Here is a 24,326-nt window from a genome sequence, read left to right on the forward strand (position 1 = left end):
AAGGAGCTGTTAAACTTGAAATTTTCTTTAATCATGGCTACTTGTGGCAGACGTGATGATATTCTTGACTTACTAAAATCACTTGAACAACAAACTTACAAAAACTTTGAACTTATCGTAGTAGATCAAAATGATACGCCAATCTCTGATTTATTTGATGAATATAAAGATAAATTTTCTATTAACTACATTTATACACCTATTAAAGGGCTATCGAGAGCTCGAAATGCAGGATTAAAAGTAGCAGATGGTGATTTCATCGCTTTTCCAGATGATGATTGTATTTATGAAACAAATGTTTTAGAGAGTATATTAGAAACTTTCAACTCTAATAAAGATGTTCATTTCATCTCGACAAACACTACAAATGTTGAAGGTACAGGTTCTTTAATACACGCACCGAATACAGACATTATTTTAAATAATAAGTATGGATTCATGGGGCCTTCTTTCACACTATTCTTCACAAAACAATTTGTACAAGCTGTAGGTACATTTGATGAAGATTTAGGTGTTGGTTCTGGCACGATTTATGGAGCTGGTGAAGAAACTGACTTTGTACTACGTGGGATGAAACAAAATTACACTGGTTTATTTAGAAAAGATCTGTTCGTATATCATCCTGTAAAAGAGGAAATTATTAATGAACAATCATTAAAACGTGCTATTTCTTATGCTGGTGGTTTTGGTAGGGTTATTCGCTTACACTATGGATTCCCTTATTTCATACGTGCTGTCGCTGCCGCAACATTCCGTATGACACAAAACATTTCTAATGATAAGCGTAAATTCCACGCAAATCGCTTACGCGGTATTGTTCGTGGATATTTAAAATAAAAAATAAGGTGTAACCACTTTTATTAAATGGTTACACCTTATTTTTTTATTTCTCTTGCATCGCTTGTTTCTTGCAAAGCAACCCATCATTCTTTTGTAATCGCATACCTTGCTTGTCAGTTACATTATATATTTTTGAAATGATAGCATTATATCCAAGAATTTAGTATCATGATTCAAGACACTATTTAGAAATGAACGGAGGACATTATGAGCTTATTAACTGTTGAAAAATTAGGCCATACATTTGGTGATCGTACATTATTTAGAGATGTATCCATGCGCTTACTCGCAGGAGAACACGTTGGATTAGTCGGAGCAAACGGTGTTGGTAAATCAACATTTATGAATATAATTACTGGTCAGCTTATCCATGACGAAGGTCGTGTAGAATGGACACCTGGTACAAATTACGGTTACTTAGACCAACATACGATTTTAACACCTGGTCGCACGATCCGTGACGTATTAGCAGATGCATTTTTACCTTTATTTGAAAAAGAAAAAGCTTTAAATGAAGTTGCAGAAAAAATGGGAACTGCTACACCAGAAGAATTAGAGGAACTTCTTGAACAAATGGCAGAAATTCAAGATGCCCTTGAAGCAGGTGGCTTCTATTTATTAGATATTAAAATTGAAGAAGCAGCGCGCGGCCTTGGAATTGATGCAATTGGTCTAGATCGTGATGTTGCGGCATTAAGTGGTGGACAACGTACAAAAGTATTACTTGCAAAGTTACTACTTGAGCAACCAGAAGTATTACTATTAGATGAGCCTACCAACTATTTAGACGTTGAACATATCCATTGGTTAACAAGTTATTTAAAAGAATATCCACATGCATTCCTATTAATTTCCCATGATACGGAATTTATGAATAAATGTGTCGATGTTATCTTCCATCTAGAATTCACAAAAATGACGCGTTATACAGCAACATATGAAAAATTCTTAGAGCTGGCAGAAATCAATAAAAATCAACATATCAATGCTTATGAAAAGCAGCGAGAGTTTATCAAAAAACAAGAAGATTTTATTGCAAAAAATAAAGCCCGTTACTCAACAACAGGCCGTGCAAAGAGCCGTCAAAAACAACTTGATCGCATGGAACGTATCGATCGTCCTGAAACAGCTATTAAGCCTGAGTTCTCCTTTAAAGAAAGTCGTGCAAGTAGTCGATTTGTCTTCGAAGGGGAAAATGTAGAGATTGGATATACACATCCGTTATTACCGAAATTAACAATGACAATTGAACGTGGTGAAAAAATTGCAATTGTTGGATGTAATGGTGTCGGTAAGTCAACACTGTTAAAAACGATTTTAGGTAAGATTAAACCATTAAGCGGAAAAACAAGTCTTGGTGACTTCTTAAACCCATCATACTTCGAGCAAGAAGTAAAAGCTGATAATATAACACCCATTGATGATGTTTGGAATACATTCCCTAGCTTAGACCAGCATCAAGTACGTGCAATGTTAGCGAAATGCGGTTTAAAAAACGAACATATCTCTCGTCCACTGAATCAATTAAGCGGTGGCGAACAAGCAAAAGTTCGTTTATGTAAACTAATGGGTGAAGAAAGTAACTGGCTACTCTTTGATGAGCCAACAAACCACCTTGATGTTACAGCAAAAGAAGAGTTGAAAAAAGCGATGAAAGCATACAAAGGAACAATTCTTCTTGTATGCCACGAACCAGACTTTTATGAAGAGTGGATAACAAAAACTTGGGATGTAGAGAAATGGGCCCAAGAAAATTCTTAATCCCCTAAAAAACATCCCTTTACACTGCTATTTAGCGTGTAAAGGGATTTCGTTTTAAAATAAACATACAGTATGATAAGGAGTTTTTAGTAATGCAACGTACATTCCCCCTAAAGCTTAATATACTTTTTGTAAAGTGCTTATTAGTACTATGTCTAATTATTTCTGCTGCTATAACGTGGCAATCAATAGTCGTAATTCAAGAAAAAACTGACACACATTCCTTTATTATCATCCCGATTATTATTCTAATAGGCCTTCTATTTTTGCTTATTGGCTATATTTCTAATAAGTATATGTCTACATTTATATTTACCGTTTCACTTATTGTTTTAGCTTTTTCTGTTCGATTAATTTGGGTTCTCTACGTTCCAACTCCTATCGAATCAGATTTTTCAGTGATGTACAATAGTGCTATTCAAGCTACTAAAGGCGATTTTAGTTTTGCACAAGATGACTATTATACTTCATGGGTTTATCAACTTGGATTTACAATGTACCAAGCCCTCATTATTAATTTATTCGGTGAAGGGCCTTTCCTTCTAAAACTTTTAAATATAATGTATTGCACAGGAACAACCTTGCTAATTTACAAAATAACTTCATATGTTTTTAATGAATGGTCTGGAAGAATGGCTGGATTACTATATGCATTATATATCCCAAGCATTGTAATGAGCTCATTACTAACGAATCAACATATTGCCACATTCCTATTTTATCTTGGGTTTTATTTATTAATTACAAAAGGCCTAACCCATAAATATATGTGGATTTTTATAGGGATCTCCCTAGCTTTAGGAGATATTATGCGTCCACTTGGCGCTTTAGTTTTGATTGCAGTAGCTCTTTATGTCTTTTTACAAGGTATATTAGGAAAATCAAAACAGGATATTTTAACTTCTATAAAAAAATTGTCTGGAATTTTCATCATTTTTTACCTTGTTCATTACATTATAAGTTCTTCATTTATATCTGCCGGAATTACCCAATATCCGCTATCTAACAGGGATCCTCTCTGGAAATTCACCGTAGGACTTAATCACGAAACAAGAGGTGGATATTCTTCAGCAGATGTAGAATATGTTATGTCCTTTGAGCTTGGAAAAGAACGAGAAGCCGTTGAGAAGAAATTGATTCAAGAGCGACTAGCTGATCCACAAAAGGTTTTATCTTTATTTAGTGATAAATTCACGATTATGTGGGCAGATTATGATTCCGCCCCAGTATGGAGTCTGGCAACACTAAGTAACACAGAGAATGATATGGTTACCTTGCAAGACGACCTTAAGACATACGATAAATATATATATATTACAACTATGTTATTTGGCACGTTAGCAACTTTTTATCTCATACTAACTAAGCAAAACAACACACATTACACACTATTTTTATTATTAATAATTGGCTATATAACGATTCACTTCTTAATCGAATATCAAACAAGATACCGATACTTTATCATCCCTAGCTTTACAATCATTCAAAGTTATGGACTATATGTAGTTTATCGTCTCATGTCTAAAAGAAAGACTACAAAAATATAAGATAAGGCCAAATAAAAAAGGCATGAGCTCGATGCAATACCGAGCTCATGCCTTTTTATTTATATCCTTTTTTTATTGTAAATATGATTAATGCCAAAAGCAGCTAAAAAGATCATAGGTATTGTAGCCGAATAATGATATCTCGGTGCTACTTCTACTATCATTTGTGCCATTGTTAGCCCAATCGTGTATAAACAAATAATGAGAAGTGAAGATTTATTTTTATTTTTTATAGCTACTAACGCCCCGAACAGTGAAGTAGCTAGTAAAAAGTAATAGAAAACATTAGAAATTATAGTATATCGTACTTTATGATCCATAATTGGATCTGCATATTTAACAGCTTGATCATCGTTCCCTAAAAAGATAATAAATTTATCATACATTAGTTTCCCGAAATCTATATCATCGTTTTTTATTCTCTTTTTCGCTTCTTCAAGCATTTGCTTTTGAACGTCCTGAGCACTCCATCCTGGTTGACCACTATAATGATATAGTAATGCTGAATCTCCTGGATTCCATGTTCCTGAAGCTCCCTTATTAAATCCTACATGAATATTGTATCCCGGCACTGTTGCTATCTCTTCACCTAAACGTAATGTTACATAATGATTTACCGCCGAAGACATCATTAAGTATCCAATAATGATAACCCCTACATATGCCACCTTGTTAATAAGTAGCTTTTTATTCCCAATATGCTTTGTATCTATAATAAACATCCATATTGCTAGGGCTATAATTGGCACTGCTGCAATTGGTCTTGCCATATTTATTAATACAAGTAATGCAGCTACTAGAATTGAATACATAAGAACCTTTGCAATCGTTATATTTTCAATTTTATCATAAACAATTATCATAATTGCCCAGGCTAATAACAGTATTGTACAATACAACGGTTCTGAAAGTGCAAACATGTTATACATCGTTTGTGATGGCAAGAGAATCCATAAAACACTTGCTGTTATCGCTGTTCTCACTCCACCAATTCTTCTAGCTATAAAATATATTAATCCCATCGATATTGTAGTTAAAACAACATTAATAATTGGCGGAATCATAAAGTTTGCCCCAAATATTTTCAGGAAGATACTTAAGAATGAAGCATATCCAAAAATATGTGGAAATAATGCAACATATCTATCATGAATAACAAAGTTGTCACCTAATGCTTTTGCCGTATTAAAAAAGGCTTCATAATCACCAATCGGATCAATCTTATATGTAAGAATCCACGCCGTTTTCACTGCTACACAAATAATTAGCAGTACAAAAAAACATATTTTTTCATTTACTCTTTCAAGGTATAGCGATCCACTGCTAAGTATAAAGTTTCCAATTGTACATAATAATAAAACTCCAACTAATATCATTACATAATTATATTTTTGAGTATCTGAAAAATAATCAAAAATTAATATTGCAACGAAAAAGCTATAAATGCCGTATATGGCACGTGTAGAAAAGGTTGAAAACAATCCAGAAAAACGTTCCAAAAAAACTCACTCCTTAACATATTTATATGGGAAAACATTATATTTCCTAAAAAAATTACACTACCAGCTACTATACATTAATATTATCATGATTTCCATGTTTGCTTTTATATTTCCTAGTATACCAATTTAAAATAATCATTTTTATTATGAACAGATTTATTTTATATCCTAAAATGATATCTACCCAAAACATATAACATATTAGCATAAACTATGATATAATTGATAGTTGTTATGTACGAACAACCTTTTTACATTCCTGTTTTATTTATATATTTTATAAAGTTGAGGATACTATTATGGAGAAACTCTTAAAGTTTGGTTTAGTAGGAATCTTTAATACACTCATTACAATTATTAGCTTTTGGATATTATTAAAATTCGGGATGAACTACCTTATTGCGAATACCATTGCCTATTTAATTGGTGTTGCCAATAGCTACTATTGGAATAAAAATTGGGTGTTTAAACCTAATAATAAAAGCACGTCAATGTTCTTTAAATTTCTAACTGTAAATTTAATTGTATTGGCTTTTAATACATTATGTTTATTTATATTAGTAGATAAACTTACTTTTAATGCATTAATTGCACAGATCTTCGCAATTGGTGTCGGAATGGTTATAAACTTTGTCCTTAATAAAATTTGGACATTCAACCAAACCGAAAAGGCTACTAATTAAACTTGAACAACTTATTAAAAATACGGAGGATACAACATGCAAAAATTAATTTCGGTTGTAGTTCCTATGTACTTCGAGGAAGAAGTAGCACAGGAATGTTATAACCGTTTAAAGTCCGTTATGCTTCAAAATGATATTAATTACGAGTTTGTCTTTGTAAACGACGGTAGCACAGACCGTACAATGGAAATCTTATCTGAGATTGCAGCAAATGATTACCGTACAAAAATCGTTAATTTTGCACGTAATTTTGGACACCAAATAGCCGTTACAGCTGGTATTGCTGCTGCAAAAGGTGACGCTATTGTAATTATCGATGCAGACTTACAAGATCCACCTGAAGTTATTCCTGAACTTATTGCAAAATGGGAAGAAGGATATGAAGTTGTTTATGCGAAACGTAAACAACGTAAAGGTGAAACTTGGTTTAAACTTTTAACAGCTAAATATTTCTATAAATTCTTAAACTATATGTCTGATATCGATATCCCAAAAGATACTGGTGATTTCCGAATCATCGATCGCAAAGTAGCTGATGTTTTCAATCAAATGACTGAACGAAATCGGTTCATCCGCGGTATGATGTCTTGGGTTGGCTTCCGTCAAACGTATGTTGAATATGAACGCGATGAGCGCTTTGCTGGTGAAACAAAATATCCATTAAAGAAAATGATTAAATTTGCATCAGATGGCATTATTGCATTTTCAACAAAACCATTACGTATCGTTATGACTTTAGGCTTATTATCAGTTCTTATTTCAATAATCGTCTTACTATATACAATTACTGTAAAAATTATTGGCACTGGTACGCAAACAGGTTGGGCATCTATTATGGTTGCTATTACATTCTTTAGCGGTATTCAGTTACTTGGTCTAGGAATCGTTGGCCAATATATTGCTCGTATTTATGACGAGAGTAAAAACCGTCCGATTTATATCGTAAAAGAAACAATCAATATTGAGCAAGAAGAGACTACACAAACAAAAGAAAAAGTGAATGCATAATAAAAAAGGTAACAATGAAAACCATCATTGTTACCTTTTTATATTGTAATACCCCATAATCCTCAAACGAAATTCTTTTAAATTTGGATATATCTCTAAATTAGATAACATTCCTTGAATGACCGGTATCCTTGGATTTTGCAATCTCATTTCTGCCTCCAAAACATCTAATGTAACAAGCAATTCCTCATCTTCTAGTTGATCAGCTAATGTGCGTTTAAAAACAATAATTTCTTTTAAAAAGTGTTCCTTAACCTGCTCCTTACTAAGCTCTGATTTGCAAAGAAATTCCCCAAGCTTTTCTTCATGTAACACAGGTTCTTCCGAAGATTCTACCAATCCATCTACTAAATCATCTACTCTTTTCAAAATAAATGCAGAAACGTAAGATAAGTCAATTTCTGGTGCTTGTAAAATGATTAGTTCTAAATATCCACGGCATATACCTTCTACCATAATGACTAAATCTAATAAATAAGGCATAACCTTTTCACCATAAATAGACAATAAACTATTCCGATAAAATGCATGAGACTCTAACTTCATCCTCATCATAAACTCTTCTACTTCTTTATTAAAAGGTATAGCATTTTCCCTCGCATGCATAATAATAAATTCTTTATGCTTTTGTATATCGTTAAACTGACAACGCAATTGCTTTGCAAATTTTTCACGCGGCAATAACGATTCATTTTCAATATCCAGCATTTTATTTTGAATCTTGTCATAGTAATATCGAAGTGTTGCTAATAAAAGCTCATCTTTCGATTTAAAGTATAAATAGAAAGCTCCCTTAGATATGCCACAAGCTGTCACAATTTCCTGTACTGATGTCGCATTTACACCCTTAGTCGCAAATAACTTCATAGCCATCTCTATAATTAAGCGCTCTTTTTCTTTCATATCATGTCTCTCCTAAATTTAATCTCGCATCTTATTATGAATTTATTATACCATCCCTTTTCATTGACGACTGACCAATCAGTCAGTTATATTATGTATTAGACTGACCAGTTGGTCAATACAATACAAAGGGAGCGCAAACATGAACAAAATTATTAATTTCTCGTTAAAAAATAAGTTCGCAGTTTGGCTACTAACCATTATTGTTACCATTGCAGGTATTTATTCTGGGCTGAATATGAAGCTGGAAACAATTCCTGATATTACAACACCTGTTGTAACAGTAACTACGGTTTATCCTGGTGCTACACCAGAAGAAGTAGCTGACAAAGTTTCAAAACCGATGGAAGAGCAACTACAAAACTTAAGTGGTGTAAACGTTGTTAGTTCATCATCTTTTCAAAACGCATCTTCTATTCAGGTAGAATATGATTTTGATAAAAATATGGAAAAGGCTGAAACAGAAATTAAAGAAGCTCTCACAAATGTGAAACTCCCAGAAGGTGTAAAAGACCCGAAAGTTTCACGTGTAAACTTCAATGCCTTTCCAGTTATTTCGTTAAGCGTAGCAAGTAAAAATGAATCTTTAGCTGCCTTAACTGAAAATGTAGAAAAAAATGTTGTTCCCGGATTAAAAGGACTTGATGGGGTCGCATCTGTTCAAATTTCAGGTCAACAAGTAGATGAAGTACAACTTGTCTTCAAGAAAGATAAGATGAAAGAATTAGGTTTAAGTGAAGATACTGTAAAAAATGTAATTAAAGGATCGGACGTATCTTTACCACTTGGCTTATATACATTTAAAGACACAGAAAAATCAGTTGTTGTAGATGGAAATATTACAACAATGAAAGCATTAAAAGAATTAAAGATCCCAGCTATACCTTCATCACCGAGCGGTCAAGGTAGTCAAAACGCTGGAGCTGGTACACAAACACCGCAAATGAATCCAGCGGCTATGAACGGGATTCCGACAGTTACATTAGATGAAATTGCTGACATTAAAGAAGTCGGAAAAGCAGAATCTATTTCTCGAACAAATGGAAAAGAAGCAATTGGAATTCAAATTGTGAAAGCTGCTGACGCGAATACTGTTGATGTTGTAAATGCAGTGAAAGATAAAGTAAAAGACCTTGAGAAAAAATATAAAGACTTAGAGATTATTTCAACATTCGACCAAGGTGCACCGATTGAGAAATCAGTAGAAACGATGCTGAGCAAAGCTATTTTTGGTGCTATATTTGCGATTGTTATTATTATGCTGTTCCTACGAAATATCCGAACAACATTAATCTCTGTCGTTTCCATACCACTTTCTTTATTAATTGCTGTATTAGTCATAAAACAAATGGATATTACGCTTAATATTATGACACTTGGAGCAATGACAGTCGCTATTGGACGCGTTGTTGATGACTCCATTGTTGTTATTGAAAATATTTACCGACGAATGTCGTTATCAGAAGAGAAACTGCGCGGAAAAGATTTAATTCGTGAAGCTACGAAGGAAATGTTTATCCCAATTATGTCTTCTACCATTGTAACAATTGCTGTATTCTTACCGCTTGGACTAGTAAAAGGTATGATTGGTGAAATGTTCTTACCATTTGCCTTAACTATCGTCTTCGCTTTATTAGCATCGTTACTAGTAGCAGTTACAATCGTGCCGATGTTAGCTCACTCTTTATTTAAAAAAGAGAGCATGAGGGAAAAAGAAGTACATCATGAAGAAAAACCAAGTAAATTAGCAAACGGGTATAAACGCATACTTGCATGGGCTTTAAATCATAAAATCATCACATCAAGCATTGCTGTCCTTCTATTAGTTGGTAGTCTTGCACTTGTGCCAATTATCGGTGTAAGTTTCTTACCATCTGAAGAAGAAAAAATGATCATTACAACGTACAACCCTGAACCAGGTCAAACGTTAGAAGATGTTGAAAAAATTGCAACGAAAGCTGAGAAGCACTTCCAAGATAATAAAGACGTCAAAACAATTCAATTCTCATTAGGTGGCGAAAACCCAATGAGTCCTGGTCAATCAAATCAAGCAATGTTCTTCGTGCAATATGATAACGACACGAAAAACTTCGAAAAAGAAAAAGAGCAAGTCGTTAAAGATTTACAGAAGATGTCTGGAAAAGGCGAATGGAAAAACCAAGACTTCGGAGCGAGTGGCGGTAGTAACGAAATTAAACTATACGTTTACGGAGATAGCTCGGAAGACATTAAACCTATTGTCAAAGATATTCAAAATATCATGAAGAAAAATAAAGACTTAAAGGATATTGACTCTAGTATTGCAAAAACGTATGCAGAGTACACTTTAGTCGCAGATCAGGAAAAACTAAGTAAAATGGGTCTAACAGCTGCACAAATCGGAATGGGACTTTCTAATCAACATGATCGACCTGTTCTGACAACAATTAAAAAAGACGGTAAAGATGTCAACGTATATGTCGAAGCTGAAAAACAAAATTATGCAACAATCGATGACTTAACAAATCGTAAAATTACAACGCCACTTGGTACTGAAGTGGCTGTGAAAGATGTTATGACTGTAAAAGAAGGGGAAACTTCGAATACAGTGAAACATCGCGATGGCCGTGTTTATGCAGAAGTAAGTGCAAAACTAACATCTGATGACGTTTCAAAAGCATCTGCCGCTGTTCAAAAAGAAGTAGATAAAATGGATCTTCCTTCCGGTGTAGATGTTTCTATGGGCGGTGTTACAAAAGATATTGAAGAATCATTCAAGCAACTTGGCTTAGCGATGTTAGCTGCGATTGCCATTGTATACTTCGTTCTTGTCGTTACATTTGGCGGTGCCCTTGCACCATTCGCAATTTTATTCTCGCTACCATTCACAATTATCGGAGCTCTTGTTGCCTTATTAATCTCTGGTGAAACGTTAAGTGTCTCTGCAATGATTGGTGCACTTATGTTAATCGGTATCGTTGTAACAAACGCAATCGTGCTTATCGACCGTGTTATTCATAAAGAAAATGAAGGTCTATCAACACGTGAAGCTTTATTAGAGGCTGGTGCTACACGCCTTCGCCCTATTTTAATGACTGCAATTGCAACAATCGGTGCTCTTATCCCACTTGCATTAGGATTTGAAGGTAGCGGCTTAATTTCTAAAGGACTTGGTGTAACAGTAATTGGTGGATTAACAAGTTCAACGTTATTAACACTTCTTATTGTTCCAATCGTTTATGAAGTATTAAGCAAGTTCAAAAAGAAAAAAGCAAAATAATAAAAAATAACCTCGCAGTTAGCGAGGTTATTTTTTATTCCCAAATACGATTAGAAAATCACCATATCCTTCTTTCTCTAATTCCTCTTTTCGGATAAATCGAAGGGCTGCGGAATTAATACAGTAACGAAGACCATTTGGTCCTGGGCCATCCGGGAATACATGGCCTAGATGTGAATCTCCCTCTTTGCTTCTCACTTCCGTACGCGTCATATTATGACTGACATCCATTTTTTCTTTCACACTTGCTGACATAACTGGCTTCGTAAAGCTAGGCCATCCACACCCGCTATCAAATTTATCTAAAGAAGTAAATAGCGGTTCACCTGAGACGATATCTACATAAAGTCCTTCTTCTTTATGATTCCAATATTCATTTTGAAAGGGTGGCTCAGTTCCATTTTCCTGTGTTACATAAAACTGCATCTCATTGAGTTTTTCTTTTAAATGAGTATTATCTTTTGGCCAATGTTGTTTAATAAAAGCATCTCGTCCCGATCCTTTACGGTATAACTCATAGCGGAATGTATTTTTCTTATGATATCCTTGGTGATAGTCTTCAGCTGGATAAAACGTAGCTGCTGGTAATATTTTTGTAGCAATTGGTTTTGAAAAGCGTCCACTCTTTGCAAGCTCTTCTTTTGAAGCCTCTGCTTTTTTATGTTGTTCTTCATTGTGATAAAAAATTACTGTTTCGTAAGACTGTCCACGATCGTGAAATTGTCCTCCTATATCAGTCGGATCAATTTGTCTCCAATATATATTTAATAACTCTTCATACGGCATTTTATTTGCATCAAATGTAATTTGTACTGCCTCATAATGTCCCGTCGTTTCTGAACATACTTCTTTATATGTTGGACTCTCTTTATAACCACCTGTATAACCAGAAACAACCTTTATAATTCCTTCCATCTCTTCAAATGGCGAAACCATACACCAGAAGCACCCTCCAGCAAATGTAGCTAAATCTACCTTTTCATTTACAGCCATTATTTCACCCCTATTCTATCTTCTGCTTACAGTATGGCATAAAAAACATCATGTTATAAAAGAAAAAGCATCGAACATCGATGCTTTTTCTTTACTTCACCTTATTTTTTCTGGCTTCATTCTCTATTTCATCACTTGTCACATCTAAGACATCTAATAAGAAAATGAAGATTGGAATACCGATAATTAATCCCCATACACCTAAGAAGTGTTCTGAGAAGATTAATACCATAAATGTATAGAAAATCGGTAAGTTTGTTTTTTGCGACATGAACTTCGGGTTTAACACGTAACTTTCAAGCGCATGAATTACTGTTACGATAATTAAAATATAAACAACGTACATAATACCGCCAATATTGTAAGCAATCATACAAAGCGGGAATAACGAAATGATAACCCCAGCTACCGGAATTAAACCGAGTAAGAAGATCATTAACGCTAAACCTAATAATTGCGGGAATCCTAATATCCATAGTGCAATAACGGATAAAACACAGTTAACAACTGCAATTAAAAATTGTGCTTCGATTACTTTTCCGAATGAACGTGCAAATTTCTTACCGAAGTACTCAATTTCAGTATAGAAAATTGCAAGTCGGCTTTCTTTAAATTTTGCAGTAAAAGCAACGATCCGAGCTTTCTCCAATAAGAAAAATAAACTTAAAATTAAAGAAAGTAACACTTGAAGGCCAAATTTCCCAACATTCGTAATCGATTTATACAAAATGTCAACGCCTTGTCCTACATATTTCGAAAGTTCCATATGATTGACAGCATTAACTGCATACTTAATTAATTCACTATCCGGTGGGTTTCTTAAAAATACGTTAAATTGATAAATCAATTGTGAAATTTGTATCGTTAATACTGGTAAATATTTAAATAGCGTAATAGCAATTCCACCAATTAACATTACATATAGAAACGCTATAATAATTTTTCGGTTAATGGGCATGAAATGATCTAATTTGCGAGAAATAAACTTTTGGAATCGATCCATTAAATATGTGAGAATAAACGTAATTAAAATTAAATTCAACATACTTTGCAGCCCGTATAACACGAGAGCAAGTATTACTAATACGAGAAACCTCTGAAATCCTTTGCTTTGAAACAGGTTTTTTATTTGCATAATCGACGAGTACTCTCTCCTGTCCTATAAAGTAAAACGTTAATAAGTAGATTTTTTCTCTCTTCTCTACCTTTAATTATTCATTCATATAAAGATTTTTATAAGCTTATTATAGGTCTCTCTTAGCAGATCCTATAGTAGCTTACTTCTTATTTTACAATACAATGACCTAATTCAAAACGTATTCTACACAGTATTAATGAAGATTTAAGGAAACTTACATTTTATTAACATAGGTCTTACCACTACTGTAACATAAAAAGCAAGCTATCAGTAGAAATCTGTCCTACAAATAGCTTGCTTTTCTCGTTTTTTTAAGTAAGTTTTACTATCCAATGAATGGCATAAACATCGGTATGACAACTACAGTTACAACCCCAACTACTGTTACAGCAATACTTGCCATAGCTGCCTCTACTTCACCCATTTCAATTCCTACTGCCACTCCTAATGCGTGACCTGCTGTTCCAAGTGCTAAACCTTTTGCAATTGGATGTTTTACTCTAAATGTTTTTAAGAATAATGCTCCTAATGCGTATACAATAACTGCATTAAAAATAACTGCAAACGATGTAATTGCTGGTATACCACCAATACTTTCAGAGATTGGTAATGCAATTGCTGTTGTTGCTGCTTGTGGTAACATTGAATTCATTACTGCTGTATCTAAACCAATTGCTTTTGCAACAATAAACACGACAATTACTGAGCAAATAGATCCAACCACGATAGCCGATAAAATTTGCCACCAATATTTTTTTAACTTATCCACTTGTTTATATAATGGAATTGCAAACGCGATTGTTGCTGGTTCTAAGAAGAAGCTAATCATTTTTCCGCCAGTATTATATTCTTCAAAAGTAAAGTTACCTACTTTTAGAAAGACAATCCCTAATACCATCGCTACGAATAATGGTGTGAATAAGAAGAATCCTTTTGAATGCTTAAATAATAATGTTCCGATTCCGTATGCGATTAATGAAACGACGATTCCGAAATATGGAGTCATTGTGCTTGCCATGTTCATTCCCTCCTAGCAATATATACTAAATTGGTTACGCAACTTTTCCGTGCTTGCGTCCTTTATTTACTACTTTCAATTCTTTCGTATCTTCTATTTCTTTATCGTCTTTTCCTAAAATAAATTGTGCAAATAATCCTGTTACAGCGAGTAAAATAATTGTTGCGACAACAATTACAGTTAAAATTTGTACAAAATATTGTCCCATTACACCGAGAGAATTAATAACCGAAATACCTGATGGAACGAAAAGGAATCCGATAATACCTGTTAAAGCCGTTCCGAGTGATTCAACTTGTTCCAATTTAATAACTTTTAAACATAATAGGCTAAATAAAATAACTAATCCGATCACCGATGAAGGCATCGGAATTGGTAAATGCGTTGCAATAATATTAGAAACTAACATAATAGCTGAAAATATGAATGCTTGTGATAAGAAACTATATACTTTTTTCGTACTCATTTTGGCCACCTCTTTCGATTTGGTACCTTTATTGTATAAGATAAAAACAAGGCTGTAAGCGTTTGCATAGCGGAACGTCAAATATACAAAATTAGTTACAAAAATAGGCAGATGAAATGCAAAAAGCTACTTCTTAAATACGAAGTAGCTTTTTGAGTTCTTTTGCATATGTACGGCTAACAGGTACTTTTGATCCTTCTTTCATAATTAAATTATATGTAGAATTGAACCATGGTTGTATTTCCGTAATATGATTAATATTTGCAATAAAACTGCGATGGACACGCATAAAACTTGCTTGTGGCAACTTCTTTTCCAAAATTACAAGTGTATCGTGTGTTACATACGTTTCTCTCATTGTTTTTACTGTCACTTTTCCATCCACAAGTCCTACATATATAATATCTTCAATATTCACAAGTACAATCGATTCCTCAATTGGTAATGCTAATTTATGCATCTCGGTCGTTACGTCTACACTCTTTACCTCTTGATTTGTTTCTAATTTTATTTGTTTTTGCTTTTTATATTTCTTTAATGTCTGTACGATACGTTCTTCATCAAATGGTTTTAAAATGTAGTCTAACGCGTCTACTTCAAATGCTTGCAGCGCATATTGATCATAGGCAGTAGCAAACACAATTGCAGGGGGATTTTTCATCTTCTTTAATATATTTGCGATTTCAAATCCGTTATCATCAGATAGCTGAATGTCTAGGAAAACAATATCTGGTTTGTTTTTCATTAATTCCTCTAATGCATCCTCTACACAATCCGCCTCACCAATTATCTCTACTTCTTTCGTTTGCTCTAATAAATACTTCAATTCATCACGTGCTAACATTTCATCGTCAACTACTAATACTTTTAACACTCCGTTCTTCCTCCCCTATTTTTTTAGGAATAACAAAAGTAATCTCTGTCCCCTCATTTAATTCACTTTCAATTTGAAGCATTGTCTCTTTCCCAAATAACCCGATAAGTCGTTCATTAATATTATATAAAGCTGTTCCAGTCCCCTTCTTTGACGACACTACCATTTTTCCTAATTGTTCTAAGCGTTCTTCCTCAATTCCTTGTCCATTATCTTTTACTTCGAAGTGAACCATGCCCCCTTTTTCAAAAACATGCACTTCTACTTCGCATACTGGCTGTTTCTTCGGAAAACCATGTCGCAACGCATTTTCAACCAACAGTTGAAGAACAAATGGTGGTACTAATGTTGTCTTTAACTCTTCCTCAATATACATCTTTACTTCATACTTATTTGGGAATCTTGCTTGTTCTAGTGATAGGTATGCCTGTACATGGTTTAATTCTTGTTCTAGTGGAATCAACAACTGACGTGCCCCTTGCAAATTACAACGGAAATACACGCTAAGCTGCAATAATAACTTCCTTGCCTTTTCTACATCTGTTCGGCATAAAGCTGATACGGTATTAATCGCATTAAATAAAAAATGCGGATTGATTTGTGCTTGTAACGCTTTTATTTCGGCATCTTGCAATAACTTACTTTGTAACTCTGCTTCACCTAACTCAAGCTGCGTGGAAAATATTTTTGCTAATCCTTCTGCAAGTTCCTCTTCAACACGACTTAACTGGTTAGGGTTCTTGAAATACAGTTTTAATGTCCCTATCGTATTTTCATGTGAAGTTAATGGAATAACAATAGCTGCTTGCAAAGGACAGCCTTCATGTTGGCAATTAATAACCTCACGTGATTTCGCTTTCATTATTTTCCCTGTATGTAAAACCTCTTTCGATAAACCTGTTATTAAACTGTGTGAAGGAATATGATGATCTGATGCCAATCCAACGTGAGCTAATATTTTCTCTGTATCTGTTAAGGATACCGCATCCGTTCCCGTAAAACGGTGAATAATTTGTGCCACATGTTTACAAGACTCTTCTGTTAATCCCCTGCGAAAATATGGTAATGTCTTATCAGCAATTCGTAATACTTTATGCGTTTGCAGAGCTTTCGCGTTTTCTTCCTGACGCAAAATAGCTTGTATCATTGAAAGTAAAATAAAACTTCCGAAACTATTTACAAGGATCATTGGTATCGCAATTGTTTTCACGATACTAGTTCCATCCTCTACGACTAATAGGATCATAATCATTTCTAAAGAAACAATAAACACGCTTAAAATCGCTGAAAATTTAGGCGTAATTGCACGATTATATTTTTTGAAAATGTGTCCAATATACCCAGTTATAACACCTGCTAAAATTGAAGAGATTGCACAACTTAGCGCTGTCGTCCCGCCAAGCATATAACGGTGAATACCAGCAATCGATCCTACTCCAATTCCGACGATAGGACCACCAAGCAATCCACTAATTCCAACACCCATAATACGTGTATTCGCAATTGTACTAGATGACGAAACACCTTGTAGCCAATTTTCATTCATAATTGTATTCCCCGCAATTTCAATTCCCGTGTAATTGCTGACAATTGTAAACACTGAAAAAATACAAATAAGCTTAAGCTTATCTACATACCCATCTTGTCTATGAAGAAGGCGCCTGAACGTTCTAATATGAGAAAGTAAAAATCCTAAAATAACAATAAGTCCGACACGTTCAATCATCATAAGTACTAAATTTAGCATCTGTGATTCATTCCTTTTTATATGAGTTAGTTTTATTATGGGAAAATAATGAAGTGGGCGTCAAGAAGAATGCAATATCTTTTGAAATATTTTACACATAACTATCCCCTCTTTATTTGACAACCTAATAGAAGAGTGCTAAAAATAAAGTAATATAATACAGTCCTTTAACCCAACCCCGTGAGGTTGAGAAGGAAGTCGGAATATACTATACGTATGGTCTTTTTTAGAGATACGTATGCTTTTTTGGCCTTCTCATCATATCAGGTGAGAAGGCCTTTTGTTATTCTTCCGTAGCGACTGTAGGAGAAAATAGGGAGGAGTAATGATGAACGTTACTACTGATGTACAATCAACAACAGAGGAAACGAAGGAGAAAAGATATAAAACATTGTTTGGTTCTGCGCTAGGATATGCAGCAGAAGGTTTAGATATGTTGCTCTTATCTTTCGTACTGGTCTACATTTTAAAAGAATTTCATTTGAGCCCTGTTGAAGGTGGAAACTTGACATTAGCTACCACAATAGGAATGCTAATCGGGTCTTATTTATTTGGATTTATTGCTGATTTATTTGGGCGTATCCGTACGATGGCCTTCACAATCTTACTATTTTCACTCGCAACAGCACTTATTTATTTCGCAACAGATTATTGGCAATTATTAATTCTTCGCTTTTTAGTTGGAATGGGAGTTGGTGGTGAATTCGGGATTGGAATGGCCATCGTAACTGAAACATGGTCTAAAGAAATGCGCGCTAAGGCGACATCCGTTGTTGCACTTGGATGGCAATTTGGCGTACTAGTCGCTTCACTCCTTCCAGCATTTATCGTCCCGCATTTCGGATGGAGAGCTGTTTTCTTATTTGGACTCATTCCCGCTTTATTAGCTGTTTACGTCCGCAAAAGTTTAAGTGAACCGAAAATATGGGAACAAAAACAACGATACAAAAAAGAATTGTTACAAAAAGAAGCTGAAGGTAATTTAACAACTACCGAGGCAGAACAACTAAAGCAAATGAAAAAGTTCCCACTTCGAAAGTTATTTGCCAATAAAAAAGTAACGATAACAACAATCGGTCTTATTATTATGTCATTCATCCAGAACTTCGGATATTATGGAATTTTCACATGGATGCCAACTATTTTAGCGAATAAATATAACTACACATTAGCAAAAGCGAGCGGTTGGATGTTCATCTCTACAATTGGCATGCTAATTGGAATTGCAACTTTTGGTATTCTAGCTGATAAAATTGGTCGCCGTAAAACTTTTACAATCTATTATGTCGGTGGTACTATATACTGTCTCATTTACTTCTTCTTATTCACAGACTCAACATTATTGTTATGGGGAAGTGCATTGCTTGGATTCTTTGCCAATGGCATGATGGGAGGATTCGGGGCAGTTTTAGCCGAAAACTATCCTGCTGAAGCTCGCTCTACAGCAGAAAACTTTATTTTCGGTACAGGACGTGGTTTAGCTGGATTTGGGCCTGTTATTATCGGCTTACTTGCTGCAGGTGGTAATTTAATGGGAGCATTATCTCTCATCTTCATTATCTATCCAATCGGTTTAGTTACAATGCTATTATGTGTCCCAGAGACGAAAGATAAAGTATTAGAATAGATTGAAAATGTACAGAGTATGAACAGTAGTTAAATAAATAGCAAAGAGGAAGCATCTCAAATGAAATGCTTCCTCTTCTTATATAAATACAATTATTTATTTTGATTTACTAGCTTTTTGGAACAAGAAGCTAGTTTTATCTTCTTCTTTTACAATACCTTGTTTTAACGCTAATTCCCCTGCGACTTTAGGCGCTAGCCATAGCATCGGGAATAACAGAATAGATACAGGAACAGCCGTCACTACAATGAAGGATTGTAAGGCGTTAATACTTCCCTCACCCATATATAAAAGAATCGCCGCAACTGCGCCCATAATAAGCGACCAAAAAACTCGCAAACTAATTCTAGGATCTCCATCTCCAGTCACTGCCATTGAAATTGAATAAGCCATTGAATCTCCTGTTGTCACTACAAATAAAATTGTTAATAAAAGAAATGCAGGTCCAATAATATTAGATAGTGGCAGTTGCTCTGTAATTGCAATCATAGCCGCTGGCATGCCAGATTCACTTAATGCCACCGAGATAGAACCAGGATTCATTAACTCATAAAACACACCTGATCCCCCTAGTATAGTAAACCAAAATGTTGTAATAATAGGCGCAATAATTCCAATTGCAACGATGATTTCTCGGATTGTTCTTCCTCTTGAAATTCGGCTCACTAAAATTGCCATCATCGGTCCATATCCAATAAACCATCCCCAGAAAAAGATTGTCCACGATCCTAACCAAGCTGTATCACCACGATATGTGCTCATTGGAATAAATTCATTTATATAAAATCCAAACGAAGACACAAATGAATCGATAATAAATCCACCTGGTCCAAATAGTAATACAAATAGCATTAATAGAACTGCTAACCTAACATTTAAATTACTTATAATTTGAATCCCTTTATCAATTCCCGTTACCGCAGATATAGTAGAAACAGCTACTACACAAACAATAATAGCTAATTGAGTAGTAAACACATCAGGAATGTTAAACAATGCTTGTAACCCATAACTTGCTTGTAGTCCTAAAAATCCGATTGGACCAATCGTCCCTGCAGCTACCGCAATAATGGCAAATACATCGATCATTGTTCCAAGCCAACTCTTTCGCAATCTCTCCCCAAAGATAGGATATAAAAGCGTTCGAGGTTTTAACGGCATATCTTTATGATAATGCCCGTACATCATAACTACCGCACTAATTGTACCTAAAATCGTCCAAGCCAGGAAACCCCAGTGCATATAACTTTGTGCTAAAGCAGGCATTACCGCTTCTTGCGTCCCAGCAGTTATACCTTCATGTATTGGTGGCACCGTCATCAAATGGTACATCGGCTCTGCGGCTGCCCAAAAAACGCCACCTCCAGCAAGTAATGTAGACATAATAATAGCGAGCCATTTTGTCGTACTAATCTCAGGTTTTTCTAGCCCCCCAAGTTTAACTCTCCCATATTTCGAAAATGCCATACACATTGCAACAACAAATGTACCAATTAATAAAACTTGCCAAAAGGCACCAAAATATTTAATTGAAGCTGCAAAACTGCTATTAATGACTCCCTCTACGTAACTTTTATTTAAAATAACTGCAATTACAAATAATAAAAGTGAGCCACCACTAATAAGAAATACAGGCCAATCCGTTTTTCGACTCTTCATTCTCATTTACACTTCCTCCTTCCTCAGCAATCTAAAAAAACAACTTTATTATGTTTTATTGTTTACATCCAAAACACAATGATTATATAAGCATAATAATTCATCAATTTTCTACACACTTATGTTGTCCCTAAAAATATGCTAAATCCCTTATTTAAAAGAAATTTTCTATTCCTATTACATAAAAAAGCAAAACAAAAGACCTTATATTTCTATAAGGTCTTCGAAACAGAAATTTGATTATAACATAAGGAACTCCTTGGTTCAAAAAGCTCCTTCCAAAAATAACCGAGAGTAAAGGCTTCCATTTGCTACGTAACAGTAATTAAAAAAAATTATAATTTGCATAAAAAAACTATACTAGCTATTATTTATGAAAGAAATTTGGCTTCAAAATTTCATTTGGATACGGTTTATGATAAATATGAGTGGTAGCTGGCGACAACGGTGGAATGAGCCATACCCAATTACCTGTTACAACCCGTCCACATGCCGCTTCCTGCTTCTCAAATTGTTGAAATTGTTGCGCAGCTGTATGGTGATCCACAATACTAACTCCTTGTTTTTTAAAAGAATGTAAAACAGCCACGTTTAATTCAATTAGCGCCTTGTCTTTCCATAACGTACCGTTTCTCGATGTATCGAGCTTCATCATCTCCGCAACAGCCGGCAGTAAATTATAACGATCATGATCCGCTAAGTTACGAGCCCCAATCTCCGTCCCCATATACCATCCATTGAACGGAGCGGCTGTATAGGAAATACCGCCAATTTCTAAGCGCATATCTGAAATCATTGGAACCCCATACCATTTTGCTCCTAAAGATGAGATTGGGTACTCTGGATGTTCAATTGGTACCTCTTTCACTTCTTTTTTTGGAATTTCTTTATATACAGGTTCTTTTCCATCGACAGAAAAAACAAGTGGCAATACATCGAAATTCGTACCTTCTCCTCGCCAGCCAAGTTCCTGGCAAAAATCCGTAAACGCAGTGGAATGAGAGTCACCAATCACTCCCATTTCTGTTTTATACCCTGCATACCGAATCAATTGGTGATTATAAATTCGTATATTATTTTCTTCACCTTGATATTGCTTAAAAATTGTAATTGTCGGTTTAACTTTCCCATCGTTCGTTGCATATTTAATATGATGAATTAATGCGTTGTATACACCTTCCTCATCATTTACTTCACGTGCATCTAATATGTGCATCTTACTCCAAAATAGTCTTCCGATACATCGATTACTATTGCGCCATGCCATTCGTGATCCATGAACAAGTTCTTCAAATGTATGCTCATACGTCCCCGTCTTCTCTATCTCAACTTGAATTTCTTTTATTCTCTCTTCTATGAAGAGTTCTTTATTAAGCTCTTTATAGCAAACCGTAATAAAATGACTCGCTTCCTCTATTAATTGTTTCGTTTTACTCATAAACGATCTCCTTCTATTTCAACAAAACGTTACTACTTTACAGTATAAGCAAAAAGAATAAGAGTCACAAATGAAAGTCGAAGTGTTACTTTTATTGTAATATTTTTCAGAAAATTAAAGAGATTACTATTGACTTGTATAAAAAATAGGTGTATTTTTGACTCAGGTAAATTATTTTTACCTAGACCAACTTTTTAATGAGAAAGGAGGGAATGTTATGTCTTCATTTCAATTGCCAAAGCTTTCATATGACTATGATGAACTAGAGCCATATATCGATAGCAACACGCTTTCCATTCATCACGGAAAGCACCATGCGACATACGTAAATAACTTGAATGCCGCTTTAGAAAACTATACGGAATTACATAATAAATCTTTAGAAGAGTTACTATGTAATTTAGAAACTTTACCAAAAGAAATTGTTACAGCTGTCAGAAATAACGGTGGTGGTCACTATTGTCATAGTCTTTTTTGGGAAGTAATGAGCCCGCGAGGTGGCAGTGAGCCTAATGGAGACGTTGCAAAAGTAATTGATTATTATTTCAATACCTTTGACAACTTAAAAGATCAACTTTCCAAAGCAGCTATTAGTCGTTTTGGAAGTGGCTATGGATGGCTTGTTCTGGACGGTGAGGAACTTTCCGTTATGAGTACACCCAATCAAGATACACCTTTGCAAGAAGGTAAAATTCCATTACTCGTCATCGATGTATGGGAACATGCCTATTATTTAAAGTATCAAAATCGGCGTCCAGAATTTGTTACCAACTGGTGGCATACAGTGAACTGGGACCAGGTAAATGAAAAGTATTTACAAGCAATGCGATCACAAAAACATTAGTCGTGCGTATAAGGTAAGTTTGGTAATGTACAATTAGTATTGTCGAAATCCTCCAGAATCCCCCGGATTGCCACCGGGGGATTTATGATTATTTCATTGCATGTATGTAATAACGTAATACTTGTTCTATTTCTATTTTCAATTCTCGGAACGGGAATCCTAATTCACTAGCTTTTCCATTATGTAATGTACAATTAATCACTTCATTATAAGGTGCTACATTATCTCCTACTTCTTGAACGAGTGCTTTTATTCCCGTATTTTCTTCTATGAAATGAATAACTTCTCGAGTAGAAACTACCCCGTTGCTACAAGCATTAATTGGCCCTTCTATGTCCTTCATCCCGCACCAAGCTAAAAATTCTCCTGCTTCTTTTTCATGTATAAATGATAACTCTCCATCTAGATCATTCACGGCGACAGGTTCTTGCTTCACAATATGTTCAACGTAAAATTGTAACCTTTTCGTATAATCGTTTTCTCCAATAACAACTGGAAAACGTACTGCAACAACTGGGAATGTTGCTTGTTGAAATACAGCAGCTTCAGCTAGTCGCTTGCCTTCACCATAAGTAAAATCCTTCCTATCTCCATACGTAATGGCATACTCGTACGGATTAAAGTTCTCTTCTAATAAGCCTAGTGCTGGCTCGTAAACAGCCATTGAAGATGTCATAATGTATTTCTTCGTTTTTCCTCGTAACACTCCACATACTATCTTCGCCGCATTCGAGCTATAGCATAAATTATCGTATACGATATCATAACTTTTATCTTTTAGACGCTCAGCTAGTTGTTTTTCGTCTTCTCTATCTACAATCAATCTGTTTACTACACTTCCAAAAGAATCTTCAGTAATGCCTCTCGTCGCAATTGTTACATCGTGTCCAGCTTGCAAAAGTGCTTCTACTAAATGTTTACCAAAAAATCTTGTTCCCCCTAGCACCAATACTTTTTTCAAATTCATCATCCCCATTTTGATAAATTGTAAAATACTACCTCTCTATTATAAATGC

The 24,326-nt window shown here is 34.8% G+C and carries 19 protein-coding genes; 8 read left to right on the top strand and 11 right to left on the bottom strand.

Annotated features, from left to right (window positions below; translation table 11 throughout):
* The first annotated feature begins 15 nt into the window (after nucleotides 1-15).
* The 3 genes from GFJ36_RS27710 to GFJ36_RS27720 all read left to right on the top strand — a co-directional run bounded on the left by GFJ36_RS27710 (nucleotide 16) and on the right by GFJ36_RS27720 (nucleotide 4,151).
* Entirely contained in the window at nucleotides 16-837 is an 822-nt protein-coding gene (locus GFJ36_RS27710; protein ID WP_087981893.1) for a glycosyltransferase family 2 protein, read from the top strand.
* 210 nt (nucleotides 838-1,047) lie between these two features.
* Nucleotides 1,048-2,601 (top strand): ABC-F family ATP-binding cassette domain-containing protein, encoded by a 1,554-nt coding sequence (locus GFJ36_RS27715; protein WP_087981892.1) that lies wholly within the window; start codon nucleotides 1,048-1,050, stop codon nucleotides 2,599-2,601.
* Nucleotides 2,602-2,693: 92 nt separating this feature from the next.
* Entirely contained in the window at nucleotides 2,694-4,151 is a 1,458-nt protein-coding gene (locus GFJ36_RS27720; protein WP_097890086.1) for an ArnT family glycosyltransferase, read from the top strand.
* Nucleotides 4,152-4,210: 59 nt separating this feature from the next.
* Here GFJ36_RS27720 and GFJ36_RS27725 read toward each other — a convergent pair whose 3' ends face one another.
* Complete coding sequence (locus GFJ36_RS27725) at nucleotides 4,211-5,650, bottom strand: glycosyltransferase family 39 protein (RefSeq protein WP_088065071.1); 1,440 nt, start codon at nucleotides 5,648-5,650, stop codon at nucleotides 4,211-4,213.
* Nucleotides 5,651-5,952: 302 nt separating this feature from the next.
* Here GFJ36_RS27725 and GFJ36_RS27730 point away from each other — a divergent pair, with 302 nt between their 5' ends.
* Both GFJ36_RS27730 and GFJ36_RS27735 read left to right on the top strand, forming a co-directional pair.
* A complete protein-coding gene (locus tag GFJ36_RS27730; RefSeq protein ID WP_000413281.1) occupies nucleotides 5,953-6,336 on the top strand; it encodes a GtrA family protein in 384 nt (127 codons plus the stop codon).
* A gap of 36 nt (nucleotides 6,337-6,372) precedes the next feature.
* Nucleotides 6,373-7,344: a glycosyltransferase family 2 protein gene (locus GFJ36_RS27735; RefSeq protein WP_001170707.1), complete on the top strand. Its 972-nt coding sequence runs from the start codon at nucleotides 6,373-6,375 to the stop codon at nucleotides 7,342-7,344.
* A 30-nt stretch (nucleotides 7,345-7,374) separates the two neighbouring features.
* Here GFJ36_RS27735 and GFJ36_RS27740 read toward each other — a convergent pair whose 3' ends face one another.
* The gene (locus GFJ36_RS27740) at nucleotides 7,375-8,247 is read right to left on the bottom strand and encodes a TetR/AcrR family transcriptional regulator (RefSeq protein WP_088065072.1); all 873 of its coding nucleotides are present in this window, start codon (nucleotides 8,245-8,247) and stop codon (nucleotides 7,375-7,377) included.
* A 142-nt stretch (nucleotides 8,248-8,389) separates the two neighbouring features.
* On the opposite strand from GFJ36_RS27740, the gene GFJ36_RS27745 reads away from it, so the two are divergent.
* Complete coding sequence (locus GFJ36_RS27745) at nucleotides 8,390-11,506, top strand: efflux RND transporter permease subunit (protein WP_088065073.1); 3,117 nt, start codon at nucleotides 8,390-8,392, stop codon at nucleotides 11,504-11,506.
* 27 nt (nucleotides 11,507-11,533) lie between these two features.
* Here the strand turns inward: GFJ36_RS27745 and msrB are convergent, their stop codons facing one another.
* The 6 genes from msrB to lytS all read right to left on the bottom strand — a co-directional run bounded on the left by msrB (nucleotide 11,534) and on the right by lytS (nucleotide 17,742).
* Nucleotides 11,534-12,499 carry a peptide-methionine (R)-S-oxide reductase MsrB gene (msrB, locus tag GFJ36_RS27750; RefSeq protein WP_157349812.1) on the bottom strand — a complete coding sequence of 322 codons (966 nt, stop codon included), beginning with the start codon at nucleotides 12,497-12,499 and terminating at the stop codon, nucleotides 11,534-11,536.
* A gap of 91 nt (nucleotides 12,500-12,590) precedes the next feature.
* Nucleotides 12,591-13,634 (bottom strand): AI-2E family transporter, encoded by a 1,044-nt coding sequence (locus GFJ36_RS27755; RefSeq protein ID WP_088065075.1) that lies wholly within the window; start codon nucleotides 13,632-13,634, stop codon nucleotides 12,591-12,593.
* Between the two features lie 328 nt (nucleotides 13,635-13,962).
* Complete coding sequence (lrgB, locus tag GFJ36_RS27760; RefSeq protein ID WP_000168869.1) at nucleotides 13,963-14,655, bottom strand: antiholin-like protein LrgB; 693 nt, start codon at nucleotides 14,653-14,655, stop codon at nucleotides 13,963-13,965.
* A 34-nt stretch (nucleotides 14,656-14,689) separates the two neighbouring features.
* On the bottom strand, nucleotides 14,690-15,121 hold the full coding sequence (gene lrgA / locus GFJ36_RS27765; protein ID WP_000104908.1) for an antiholin-like murein hydrolase modulator LrgA: 432 nt from the start codon (nucleotides 15,119-15,121) through the stop codon (nucleotides 14,690-14,692).
* 133 nt (nucleotides 15,122-15,254) lie between these two features.
* Nucleotides 15,255-15,995, bottom strand: a complete 741-nt coding sequence (locus GFJ36_RS27770) for a LytR/AlgR family response regulator transcription factor (protein WP_048542820.1) — start codon at nucleotides 15,993-15,995, stop codon at nucleotides 15,255-15,257.
* Nucleotides 15,973-17,742, bottom strand: coding sequence for a two-component system sensor histidine kinase LytS (gene lytS / locus GFJ36_RS27775; RefSeq protein WP_097890083.1), 1,770 nt, complete (start codon nucleotides 17,740-17,742; stop codon nucleotides 15,973-15,975). The genes GFJ36_RS27770 and lytS overlap by 23 nt, the downstream gene beginning before the upstream one ends.
* A 328-nt stretch (nucleotides 17,743-18,070) precedes the next feature.
* Here lytS and GFJ36_RS27780 point away from each other — a divergent pair, with 328 nt between their 5' ends.
* Nucleotides 18,071-19,369, top strand: a complete 1,299-nt coding sequence (locus tag GFJ36_RS27780; protein ID WP_001103428.1) for an MFS transporter — start codon at nucleotides 18,071-18,073, stop codon at nucleotides 19,367-19,369.
* 96 nt (nucleotides 19,370-19,465) lie between these two features.
* Here the strand turns inward: GFJ36_RS27780 and GFJ36_RS27785 are convergent, their stop codons facing one another.
* Both GFJ36_RS27785 and GFJ36_RS27790 read right to left on the bottom strand, forming a co-directional pair.
* On the bottom strand, nucleotides 19,466-21,034 hold the full coding sequence (locus tag GFJ36_RS27785; RefSeq protein ID WP_097890081.1) for a BCCT family transporter: 1,569 nt from the start codon (nucleotides 21,032-21,034) through the stop codon (nucleotides 19,466-19,468).
* Nucleotides 21,035-21,395: 361 nt separating this feature from the next.
* Entirely contained in the window at nucleotides 21,396-22,466 is a 1,071-nt protein-coding gene (locus GFJ36_RS27790) for a nitric oxide synthase oxygenase (RefSeq protein ID WP_097890080.1), read from the bottom strand.
* A 217-nt stretch (nucleotides 22,467-22,683) separates the two neighbouring features.
* On the opposite strand from GFJ36_RS27790, the gene sodA reads away from it, so the two are divergent.
* Nucleotides 22,684-23,310, top strand: coding sequence for a superoxide dismutase [Mn] (sodA, locus tag GFJ36_RS27795; protein WP_088065080.1), 627 nt, complete (start codon nucleotides 22,684-22,686; stop codon nucleotides 23,308-23,310).
* An 88-nt stretch (nucleotides 23,311-23,398) separates the two neighbouring features.
* On the opposite strand, the gene GFJ36_RS27800 is transcribed toward sodA, so the two are convergent.
* On the bottom strand, nucleotides 23,399-24,286 hold the full coding sequence (locus GFJ36_RS27800; RefSeq protein ID WP_137012945.1) for an NAD-dependent epimerase/dehydratase family protein: 888 nt from the start codon (nucleotides 24,284-24,286) through the stop codon (nucleotides 23,399-23,401).
* Nucleotides 24,287-24,326: the final 40 nt, after the last annotated feature.

Origin of the sequence: Bacillus sp. EE-W1 (assembly GCF_009760835.1) — a bacterium.
In the GTDB taxonomy this organism is placed as follows: Bacteria; Bacillota; Bacilli; order Bacillales; family Bacillaceae_G; genus Bacillus_A; species Bacillus_A wiedmannii.